Annotated in this window: 8 protein-coding genes and 4 tRNA genes; 7 read left to right on the top strand and 5 right to left on the bottom strand. The window is 24.1% G+C overall.

Annotated features, from left to right (window positions below; genetic code table 11):
- Positions 1-17: 17 nt before the first annotated feature.
- Together BUCIKOCA2762_RS00180 and tsaD are read right to left on the bottom strand one after the other, a co-directional pair.
- Entirely contained in the window at positions 18-1,235 is a 1,218-nt protein-coding gene (locus tag BUCIKOCA2762_RS00180; protein ID WP_154028263.1) for a CCA-adding protein, read from the bottom strand.
- 190 nt (positions 1,236-1,425) lie between these two features.
- Positions 1,426-2,457, bottom strand: coding sequence for a tRNA (adenosine(37)-N6)-threonylcarbamoyltransferase complex transferase subunit TsaD (gene tsaD, locus BUCIKOCA2762_RS00175; protein ID WP_154028261.1), 1,032 nt, complete (start codon positions 2,455-2,457; stop codon positions 1,426-1,428).
- Between the two features lie 232 nt (positions 2,458-2,689).
- Here tsaD and rpsU point away from each other — a divergent pair, with 232 nt between their 5' ends.
- From rpsU to rpoD, 3 genes are all read left to right on the top strand, one after another.
- The gene (rpsU, locus tag BUCIKOCA2762_RS00170) at positions 2,690-2,905 is read left to right on the top strand and encodes a 30S ribosomal protein S21 (RefSeq protein ID WP_154028259.1); all 216 of its coding nucleotides are present in this window, start codon (positions 2,690-2,692) and stop codon (positions 2,903-2,905) included.
- Between the two features lie 79 nt (positions 2,906-2,984).
- Entirely contained in the window at positions 2,985-4,769 is a 1,785-nt protein-coding gene (gene dnaG, locus BUCIKOCA2762_RS00165) for a DNA primase (protein ID WP_154028257.1), read from the top strand.
- Positions 4,770-4,951: 182 nt separating this feature from the next.
- Entirely contained in the window at positions 4,952-6,793 is a 1,842-nt protein-coding gene (gene rpoD, locus BUCIKOCA2762_RS00160; RefSeq protein ID WP_154028255.1) for an RNA polymerase sigma factor RpoD, read from the top strand.
- Positions 6,794-7,390: 597 nt separating this feature from the next.
- Here the strand turns inward: rpoD and argH are convergent.
- From argH to BUCIKOCA2762_RS00145, 3 genes are all read right to left on the bottom strand, one after another.
- Positions 7,391-8,776, bottom strand: coding sequence for an argininosuccinate lyase (argH, locus tag BUCIKOCA2762_RS00155; RefSeq protein WP_154028253.1), 1,386 nt, complete (start codon positions 8,774-8,776; stop codon positions 7,391-7,393).
- Between the two features lie 43 nt (positions 8,777-8,819).
- A complete protein-coding gene (locus BUCIKOCA2762_RS00150; RefSeq protein WP_154028251.1) occupies positions 8,820-10,034 on the bottom strand; it encodes an argininosuccinate synthase in 1,215 nt (404 codons plus the stop codon).
- Positions 10,035-10,235: 201 nt separating this feature from the next.
- Positions 10,236-11,117: a methylenetetrahydrofolate reductase gene (locus BUCIKOCA2762_RS00145; RefSeq protein WP_154028249.1), complete on the bottom strand. Its 882-nt coding sequence runs from the start codon at positions 11,115-11,117 to the stop codon at positions 10,236-10,238.
- Between the two features lie 575 nt (positions 11,118-11,692).
- Here BUCIKOCA2762_RS00145 and BUCIKOCA2762_RS00140 point away from each other — a divergent pair.
- The 4 genes from BUCIKOCA2762_RS00140 to BUCIKOCA2762_RS00125 all read left to right on the top strand — a co-directional run bounded on the left by BUCIKOCA2762_RS00140 (position 11,693) and on the right by BUCIKOCA2762_RS00125 (position 12,061).
- A tRNA-Thr gene (locus BUCIKOCA2762_RS00140) sits at positions 11,693-11,765 on the top strand.
- A 10-nt stretch (positions 11,766-11,775) separates the two neighbouring features.
- Positions 11,776-11,857 (top strand) — tRNA-Tyr (locus BUCIKOCA2762_RS00135).
- Positions 11,858-11,861: 4 nt separating this feature from the next.
- Positions 11,862-11,933, top strand: a tRNA-Gly gene (locus BUCIKOCA2762_RS00130).
- Between the two features lie 54 nt (positions 11,934-11,987).
- Positions 11,988-12,061 (top strand) — tRNA-Thr (locus tag BUCIKOCA2762_RS00125).
- Positions 12,062-12,101: the final 40 nt, after the last annotated feature.

The raw sequence follows: 12,101 nt of genomic DNA, 5'->3' as shown, positions 1-12,101 counted from the left end.
ATTTTTTTTAAATATTATTAATTTCTCCATTTATTTAATAAATCTACTCTTAAACGATATAATTCATGTTTTATAGCAATACCATGAAACAAATTTTTATCTTTAAACGAATTAATAGATACATTTTTTACAACTAAAAACATAGATTGTAATAATCTACCTAAAGTAGATGTATTTTTTACACTATTAGTAGTATTAAAATAAAATCGTAAAAATATTAATTTTTTTAATCGATTCGGTTTTCTCCATAAATCAATAAAATTAAAAAAATTAATTATTGATTCAGAACTTTGATATTCAATAGTTTGTAAAAAATGATGAAAACCACATACAAAAATTAAAATATTTTGTGTTTCTTTTGGAATTTTTAATCGCATACATAAATTTTTTATTAAAAAAACCGGTTCTTTATAAAAGAACTGGTTATATAATCGTTTTGTAGAAAAAAAACAAAAATAACTTATAAATTGTAGAAAACAAGAAAATCTAATATCAACATCTTTCGTAATTTTAGAAATTCTAGATAATTCCATTAAACTATATTGTAAAATATTAATACCGTTATACTTTAAATTTAAAAAATTAGTTTTTTTAAAAAAAAAATCAATTTCAGGAAATAAATATAATAATGCATTACACTGATGTAAAATCTGAAAATAAACGTGAGGATTACGAGAACATAATCCTTTATATGTTTCTTTCCAAATCCTTTCAGGTGTTAAATATAACAATTCTTTACGATCACAAATTAATCTCATTAAAAATAAAGTTTCTTTAGCAATATAAAAACCTAAATGTGATAAAGTTGCAGCAAATCTAGCAACGCGTAATACTCGTACAGGATCTTCCGTAAAAGCAGACGAAATATGCCGTAAAACTCGTTTTTTAATATCTCGTTGACCGTTAAAAAGATCAATTATATTGCCGTAACAGTCTTGTACAACTGAATTAATTGTTAGATCACGTCTAATTAAATCTTCCTTTAAAGTAATTTTTGAAGAAAAGTTAAATAAAAAACCTGAATACCCAACTCCATTTTTTTTTTCAGTTCTAGCTAATGCATATTCTTCATGTGTTGTGGGATGTATAAAAACAGGAAAATCTCTACCCACTTGTTGATATTTTTTTTTTAACATCTGTTGAGGTGTTGCACCTACTACTAACCAATCACGATCACGCACCGAAAAACCTAATAAACGATCTCGAATTGCTCCGCCAACTAAATAAATTTTCAAAAAATCACCCAAATAAAAAAATACATTAGTATATAAAATATATCATTACTTTTATCATTTTAATTAATTTATTGGAATAAATATTTCATACTCAATCCAAAAAAAATAAATAAATTTAAATATTACAATATCTTACATTAATGATATATTGTACTATTCATAAAAATTAACTATTCAATTTTATTGAAAATTAACTCATATTCTCACCAATTGACAAATTCGGATAAACCGTGATAGATTGGTTTTTAGAATATAAGCCTACATTATATTTTAATAAACCTACATATGCAATCATGGCAGCATTATCTGTACAAAAAACTTGTTTAGAAAAAAAATATTTTATTTGATTATCTCTAAATAAATTTTTTAATTTTTTTCTTAATAGCTTGTTTGCACTAAAACCACCGCATACTAAAAAATTTTTCAATTTATTTTTTTGAATAGCAAGTTTACATTTTATAAGTAATGTGTCTACTATTGCTTCTTCAAAAGAATTGGCTATGTTACATCTTTCATTACGTAAATCAGGACATTGTAGGATAACATTCTTAACATGTGTTTTTAATCCTGAAAAACTAAAATTTAAATTAGAAGTATTTGTCATAGGTCTCGGAAAAAAATATTTTCCAGATTGACCACGCTTTGCTAAATTAGATAATTTTTCTCCACCCGGGTACCCTAAACCCAATAATTTTGCTATGTAATCAAATACATTTCCTACTGAATCATCTATAGTTTTACCTAAAATAGTATATTTAGTAAAACAATGGGCATTAATTAATTGCGTATTTGCGCCAGATACTAACAATGCTAAAAATGGAAATAAATTTTCTTTATTATTCAACATTGCTGACAACAAATGCCCTTCTAAATGATTTACTAAAATACACGGAATATTTAAGGATAAGGATAAAGAACAAGCAATTGTTGCTCCTACTAATAATGATCCCGCTAAACCAGGACCAGTAGTGTATGCAATAGCATTACAAGTATTTTTTCTAATACTATTTTTATCACTAAATAAATATTTAATACAAACTTTTTTAATTAAATAAATTAATTGTTCTAAATGAGATCTTGCCGCTAATTCTGGTACAATACCATTAAATTTAGAATGTACATGGTTTTGATTTAACGTTGAATGAAAAATTAAACCTAATTCTGCATCATAAATAGCAACAGAAGTATCGTCACAAGATGTTTCTATTCCTAATATTCGCATAATTATTCCATTAATATAACTAACACTACTAAAAATTTATTAAAATATATAGTCTATCTAATAATGTATATTATTGTAATATGATATAATCACTTTTATATATATAAATATACATATTTATATATTATACAATAATAAATAATTTATATACAATACTGTACTTTTATATAAATTAGATAATATATTGATTATATTGAATAATAAACCAAAATAAATTTTATGGAAATATATTATGCCAATAATTAAAATAAGAGACAACGAACCTTTTGATGTAGCATTAAGAAGATTTAAAAGATCTTGCGAAAAAGCAGGTATCTTAGCGGAAATACGTCGACGAGAATTTTATGAAAAACCTACAACAGAAAGAAAACGTGCAAAAGCATCTGCAATAAAACGATTAGCAAAAAAATTAGCACGTGAAAACGCTAAACGTATTAGAATGTATTAATAAAATACTATTCTCATATTATATAAATATTTAGACCGTATATTATTAATAATAACGGTCAAAAAATTAAAAAAAATATATGATAATTAAAAAAATAACAGGAAAAATTTCTCAAAAATTTATTTACGAATTAATAGAACGAACAGATATAATAGAATTAATAAATAAATATGTTACATTAAAAAAATCTGGCAATAATTACAAAACACTATGTCCTTTTCATAATGAAAAAACACCTTCATTTACAGTAAGTCCCCAAAAACAATTTTTTTATTGTTTTGGATGCGGAATACATGGTAATGCGATAGATTTTTTAATGAAGTATGAAAAATTAAATTTCTTAAACAGTATTATTGAATTAATAACCTTACATGGCATTAATATTCCAGATATTAATAATAATTCTATCCTTACACATCAATATTCTTATAAAAAAAAAATTTTTTATATTTTAAAAAAAATATTAAAAATATATAATAAAAATTTATTCATAATTCCTAATATAGCGTATCAGTATCTAAAAAATCGCGGAATTAATCATGAAACCATGCAAAAATTTTCATTAGGTTTTGCAACTAAAAATAGTTACCAAATTACAAATTTTATTAAAAACAAATATCTTAATCAATCTATTGTAACAGATTGCGGTTTAATTATTCAAGATATAAAAAAAAATCAACATGATCGATTTAGAGAAAGAATCATGTTTCCTATTAAAAATAAATATGGTCAAATCCAAGGTTTTGGGGGTAGAATATTAAATAAAAATAATTATCCAAAATATTTAAATTCACCTGAAACTATAACATTTCAAAAAAAAAAAAATCTTTACGGAATATACGAACTATATCTCTATAATCCTAAACCAAAAAAAATATTAGTTGTAGAAGGATATCTAGATGTTATTTCATTAACACAATTTAATATTGATTATTCAGTTGCATTGTTAGGAACAACAGTTACTAAATATCAAATACAAAGATTATTTAAGATAAGTAAAAAAATTATATTTTGTTTTGATGGAGATAATGCTGGACGTCAAGCTAATTGGGTTGCATTAAATTTATCATTAAATTTATTAAATGATAACCATACCATAAATTTTGTATTTTTACCAAATGATGAAGATCCTAGCAGCATTATTTTTAAAGAAGGAAAAAAAAAATTTGAAAATAGAATTAAAAATTCCGAAACATTATACTCATATTTATTTAATAAAATTACCTATAAAATGAATTTAGGTTGTATTAATGATCGTATTAAACTAATTCGTTTAACTATTCCTTTAATTAATAAAATACCTAGCAAAATAATACAAATTTATTTAATAAAAATTTTAGGAAATAAAACAGGAATATTAGACATATATCAACTTAATAAACTTATTACTATACCCGACACAAAAAAATATCCAGATAACGTAAAATCTATTAAAATTACCACAATGAGATTATTAATTAGTCTTATAATTCAGAACCCAAAATTAGTAAAAAAAATTAAACAAATAAAAAAAATTAAAAAACTTCATATAAACGGAAAAAACATCTTAATAGAATTAATAAAATTAATTCGTCAAAAAAAAATAATTAAAACAGGACACTTATTAGAATTTTATAGATATACATCATGGGAAAAAATTTTTAAATATTTAAGTACTTGGGACCATATGGTTCAAAAAAAAAAAACATCTTTTATAATTCAAGAACTATTTCATAATTTAAAAATTCAACATTTAGAATATAAATATAATCAATTAATTACTTTAGAGAGACAACACGGACTTAATCTTGTAGAAAAAAATAAATTATGGAAAATTAACAAAAAAATAATTAAAATAAAAAATTATAAATATCAATTATATTAACATATCTCACTAAAGTTTAATTATATTAATTAAAATCACATTATAAGGTGAATCGCAATATATTGTTCTGCAACATAATTTATGTATCAAAATATTATTCAATGATATTAATCTTATACTTTAACACATATATATTATTTACTTTTTAAAATAAATTAATCAATATAAATGGATATCGTCTTATGAAAAAAAAAACAAAATCACAATTAAAATTATTAGTTTCTCACGGAAAAGAACAAGGATATTTAACATATTCAGAAGTACATGATCACCTTCCAAGCGGAATTACAGATTCCGATCAAATTAAAAATATTATACAAATGATACAAGATTTAGGAATTCAAGTAGTAGAAGAAGCAAGAGAAATAGAAGAAATTATTATCAAAGAAACACCTATAGATACTGATGAAGATACAGCAGAAGCTGCTGATCAAGTCTTATCAAATGTTGAAACAGAAATTAGTAGAACAACTGATCCTGTAAGAATGTATATGAGGGAAATGGGCGCTGTAGAACTTCTTACCCGGAAAGGTGAAATAGACATTGCAAAACGCATTGAAGAAGGCATTAACCAAATTCAATGCTCTATTTCTGAATATCCTAGAGCTATTTTATATTTATTAGAACAATATAATCGAGTAGAATCAGGCGATATAAGATTATCAGAATTAATTACAGGATTTATAGATCATAATATAGAAACTAAAATTCCTACTCCATTAGAAAATACATTAGATTATACATCTCACCAAAATATTGAACAACAGTTAAGTATTAAACCGCCAGAAGAACAAACAGATGACTATAACCATATTGATCCTACATTAGCAAAAAAAAAATTTTTACAATTAAAAAAACAATATTATATTACAAATAACACTATCATAAAAAAAAACAGAAACCACCAAGATTCTATAACAGCTATTCAAGAATTATCTGAAATATTTAAACAATTTAGATTAGTCCCAAAACAATTCGATTATTTGGTAAATAATATGAAAAAAATAATTCGAAAAATTAGATTACAAGAAAGAAAAATTATGAAATTATGCACTGAAACATGTCAAATACCTAAAAAAAATTTCTTAAAACTATTTTGCGGACAGGAAACTAATTTTACGTGGTTCAATATAGCAATAAATAAAAAAAAATCATGGTCCTCTAAACTCAATTTCATACAACAAGATATTCAAATAAGTATGCAAATACTATCAAATATTGAAAAAAAAACAGGTTTAACTATTAAACAAATCAAAAAAATTAATCAACGTACATTATTAGGCGAAGAAAAAGCAAAAAGAGCTAAAAAAGAAATGGTAGAAGCTAATTTGAGATTAGTCATATCTATTGCAAAAAAATATACAAATAGAGGACTACAATTCTTAGATCTTATTCAAGAAGGTAATATTGGATTAATGAAAGCTGTTGATAAATTTGAATATCGAAGAGGATATAAATTTTCTACTTATGCAACATGGTGGATACGTCAAGCTATTACTCGATCTATTGCAGATCAAGCAAGAACTATCCGTATTCCTGTACATATGATCGAAACAATCAATAAATTAAATAGAATTTCAAGACAAATGCTGCAAGAAACAGGCCGAGAACCTACTCCTGAAGAACTATCAGAAAAAATGTTAATTCCAGAAGAAAAAATTAGAAAAGTGTTAAAAATAGCAAAAGAACCTATTTCTATGGAAACCCCTGTAGGAGAAGATGATGATGCACATTTAGGTGACTTTATTGAAGATACAAACCTGGAATTACCGTTAGAATCTGCTACCTCCGAAAGTTTAAAAGCTATCACTAACGATGTTTTATCCGGATTAACTGAAAGAGAAGCTAAAGTATTAAGAATGAGATTTGGAATTGATATGAATACCGATCATACATTAGAAGAAGTTGGAAAACAGTTTGATGTTACACGCGAAAGAATACGTCAAATTGAAGCTAAAGCATTGCGAAAATTAAGGCATCCTAGCCGATCAGAAATATTAAAAAGTTTCTTAGATAATTCTTAATTTTATGTTAACAGGTACATCAACTAACATATATAACATAAATAATATAAATCTAATACATTATATTTTTACAAGTATAGAAATTTAAAATAATCATATTAACTACTAAATCATTAGTAACAATTGCTTTAAGTAAAAAAATATTTAAATATATTTATATATTATAATATATAAAATTATTCAAATTTAAAAATAAAATTTTTTATATATTATATATACTACTATCAAAATTTATAATCAGAAATTATTTCAATTAATATATTGAATATTTATAAAATAAATTAATATAATCTATAAAAATTAAATCATTCAAAATTTCTATAAATATAATTTTATTTATAATATATCTATAAATATAAAATCAAATTTATATTAATTACGATTAATAAATCACTATTAATATATTCTAATAAAAAATAAAATCACACAAATTATGATATTCATATCAATCAAGTCGAAAAAAATTAAAATGTTTATATAGAAAAAATATTTCTACATATAATGTTAAAAATATATTTTAATATATCACGCGATAAAATCATCGCGTGATATATTAAATATTTTATAATAAAAATTATATTATTTATAAAATAAATTCTATGATTCTAAACAATATAATCGTTTTTTTATAAAATCTAATGAATTTTTAATTTGTCTTTTGGAAACACCGCCAATTACATCTTTTTTTTCTAAACACGATTCTAATGTTAAAAACTGATATACGTCTTGTTCAATTACTTTACAGTATTTTGTAAGAACTAATAAATCTAATTCTTCAATATATTTATTTTGACGAATAGCTTCTACTACAATATTTCCAGAAATATGATGAGCGTCTCTAAAAGAAATTCCTTTTCTTACCAAATAATCAGCTAATTCTGTAGCATTACTATAACCTTCTTGAGCCAATTTATTAGCACGTACTTCATTTAACTGAATATTATTTAATACAATACCCGACATATCCAGACAGTCTTCCCAAATATCTAAACCTTGAAATAAATATTTTTTATCTTCTTGAAAATCTTTATTATAAGACAACGGCAATCCTTTTAACAAAATCAAAATTGAACATAATGATCCATACACACCGCTACATTTTCCTCTAATTAACTCCAAAATATCTGGATTTTTCTTTTGCGGCATCAATGAAGAACCTGAAGTAATAGAATCAGATAATTCAATAAAATTTACTTCTCCAGAACTATAAAATATCAAATCTTCAGAGAAACGAGATAAATGCATCATACTAATAGATGCTGCAGATAATATATCTATAATAAAATCTCGGTCTGATACGCTATCCAGCGCATTATTCGTGCAATCTGAAAAACCCATTAACAAAGCTAATTTTTTTCTATCAATGTTCCACGATGTTCCCGCAATAGCGCCGCTTCCTAATGGTGATAAATTTAAATGTTTTATAGTATCCAAAACTCGTAATCGATCTCTTTCTAACATTTCAATATACGCTAAACACCAATATGAAAAAGTAATAGGTTGTGCTCGTTGTAAATGCGTATATCCGGGAATAATAGTATTTTGATGCAAACATGCTTGATGTAAAAAAATATGTTGTAATTGGATAATTTTTTTTAGAATAATCTTTGATTTTCTTTTACACCATAATTTTAAATTAGTAGCAATTTGTTCATTACGGCTTCTTCCAGTATATATTTTTTTCCCTAATTCACCAATTTTATTAATTAACATAGTCTCTATCCAACTATGTATATCTTCTGCATCTGATGTTAATATAATATTAATATCATTAATATATTGCTGTAAAATCCATTGTAATGTTTGTTCTATTAATTTTTGTTCCTTATCTGTTAATATTTGAATATCTATTAATATTTTTGACCATGCTATAGAAGATTTAATATCATCTTTTATTAATCGATAATCTACATTCAAAGAATTATTAAACTTCTTAAATTTAGCATGAGTTAATTTAGTAAACCTTCCACCCCAAAGAGACATATACTTACCTCACAAATACACAATACATCTACCCATACACATACTATTTATTATTATTTAATGCGCGAATACGTGATGACAATGAAAATAACCGAATAAAACCTTGCGCATCTATTTGATTATATACATTATCTTTATTAAAAGTAGCATGTTCTTCAGAATATAATGTATTCTGTGATTTTTTTTGTAAAACATTTACCGATCCTTTATATAATTCAAGTACTACTTCTCCGGAAATACTATCAGATAATATCTCTGAAGATTTTTGAAGAGATTTTCTAACCGGTGTAAACCACTTACCATCATATATTATTGATGACATGTCCAATGCAATTTTATTTTTCCAATACATACTATCTCGATCTAATATTAATTGCTCCAAGCTTCTTAAGGCACGATATATAATTGTTCCACCAGGAGTCTCATAGCAGCCTCGCGATTTAATCCCAATAAGACGATTTTCAACCATATCAACTCTACCAATGGAGTGTTCACAACCTAAACTATTTAACTTTTTTAAACATTCATATGGACTTAATGGCTCATGATTTACTTCTATTACATAACCTTGTTTAATTTTTAAATGAATTTTTTCTGGATCATTAGATGCTTCATACGGGTTCTTTGTCCACACCCAACATGTATTATCAGGAGCATTCCAAGTATTTTCCAGAACACCTCCTTCAGTTGATACATGAAATATATTTTCATCACGACTATAAATTTTTTCTTTAGTCACATTAGATTTGATGTTTTTTTGACGTAAATAAATTAATAAATCTTCCCTAGATTGAAACTCCCACTCTCTCCAAGGAGCTATAACTAATAGAGAAGGATCAAGAGCCGCATATGCTAACTCAAAACGCACCTGATCATTTCCTTTTCCTGTAGCGCCATGACTTAATCCAATTGCATTAATTTTATTTGCGAAATCTACTTGAGCTTTAGCTATTAATGGTCTAGCTATTGCTGTTCCTAATAAATATTGCTCTTCATAAATAGCACCAATTTTCAATATTGGAAATATATATTTAGTTACAAACTCATCTTTTAAATCAGCAATATAACAGTCAGATGCTCCTGAAATTATTGCTTTTTCCTGTATTTTATATAAATCTTGACGAGATTGACCAATATCAGCAACAAATGCAATTACATTAAATTTATAATGATCTTTTATCCAAGGTATAATAGCAGAAGTATCTAGTCCACCAGAATATGCTAAAACTATTGTTTTTTTAGAATTATTGTTTTTCATATGTTTTATAAACCTATTTATTATATTTTACTATTCTAATACCTATTGACTATTTCTTAAATCAAATTTAATAAATTATCTAAATTATGAAAATAAACTACTTTTTGATCAATTTATTTATAAATAAATTTTATTAAAATTATCATTTATTTTATTAAAAATAATTATAAATAATTTTATTGTTAATAATTTATTAAGTAATTAAAATAAACCTAATTGATTACAAATTTTTAAACTTAAATATGATTGATTTAATGTATATAAATGAAAATTTTTAATACCTTCTTTATATAAACTAAGAATTAAATTTACAGCAATATTAACACTTAAAGCAGTACACTTGTCAAAATTATCTTCACATTTATAGAATTCATCAAAAATCCATTGAGGAATATAAACATTCGTCATATCAGAAAATTTTTTTAATTGATTAATATTTACAATTGGTAATATGCCGGGTATTAAAGATACCGATAAACCCATATCTGCGCAATTATCACGAAATTTTAAAAATTTATCTACGCTAAAAAAAAACTGTGTAACGGCTTTCTCAGCGCCCAAATCAATTTTATGTTTTAAATTATTTAAATCTTCTTGTAAATTACTAGATTCAGGATGTAATTCAGGATATGCCGCTACTAAAATTTTAAAATTATTTATTGATTTTAATAATTTAATCAAATTACTTGCATATATTATTTTTTTTGTATATCGAACAGGTAAATCCCCACGTAACGCGAGTATATGTTTAATTCCATTTTTCCAATAATTAGTTGCAATAGTCTTTATATCAGACTCATCGTATCCTATAGTAGTAAAATGCGCAAATACTGTTTTATGCGTTAAATATCGTATTTTTTCAACAATAAAAAATGTTGCATCACGATTTTTAGAATATATGCTATTTGTTACTGAATAAAAATTTGGATGACATTGATTTAATAATTTAATAGAATTAAATAATTGTTGTTCTGAAGCAAAATCTTTTGGCGGAAATACTTCAAAAGAAATTTTAATTTTATTTTTTAAATGATAGGATTCATAATTATATTTATCGTTATTATCTTGAATAATATTTATCATATATATGTCCTAATTATGACGAATAAAATGGTATTGTTATACATTTATAATAACATTATTTTAATATAAAAAAATTACATATAAATATATGAAAAAAATCTTTTATAAAATATAGATTCATACTAAATTGCCTTCATTAACATTTATAAGTAATAAAATTGCTGCACTTACAATTTTACACGTACAAAATATATTTTTGATTAAAATTTATAAAAAATTATAAAATCATTCTTTCAATAATTATAATATTTACTAATATACCAAAAAATTGATATATTAGTAAATATTAAAAATATCTTTATACATTATAATTATATTTTTATAATTAAAATAAATTACACCATTTAATTCATTAAATAATGTCAATATCTATAATCACATATCAATTTAATTATTTTCAATAATATAAAATAATTTAATAATTAAAATAGTTTTATATTTAAAAAATATATGATATAATTAAAAATAAAAAAATATTTATTTTTTAAAAATTAAAAATAAATATTTTTTAAATATATCAATGTTTAAAAAATATTTATTTTTAATTACATTTATTTATTAAAAATAAAAAATAAGCCGGCTTAGCTCAGCAGGTAGAGCAACTGACTTGTAATCAGTAGGTCACCAGTTCAATTCCGGTAGCCGGCACAATAAGAGAGGTGGGGTTCCCGAGCGGTTAAAGGGAGCAGACTGTAAATCTGACGTCATCGACTTCGAAGGTTCGAATCCTTCCCCCACCAAAACGCGGACATCGTATAACGGATATTACCTCAGCCTTCCAAGCTGATGATGCGGGTTCAATTCCCGCTGACCGCTACTAAAATATACAATAATCCGTATTTACATTACATAAATAAATACAAATATATTGCTGATATAGCTTAGTCGGATAGAGCACATCCTTGGTATGGATGAGGTCCCTAGTTCAAATCTAGGTATCAGCATAAAATTCTATTATTTATGATCTATTAAAATATTCGAAAA

It is taken from the genome of Buchnera aphidicola (Cinara kochiana kochiana), from assembly GCF_900698905.1.
Taxonomy (GTDB): Bacteria; Pseudomonadota; Gammaproteobacteria; order Enterobacterales; family Enterobacteriaceae; genus Buchnera_F; species Buchnera_F aphidicola_W.
Note: the sequence above shows the minus strand (reverse complement) of the source record. Positions and strands in the feature narration are given on the sequence as shown.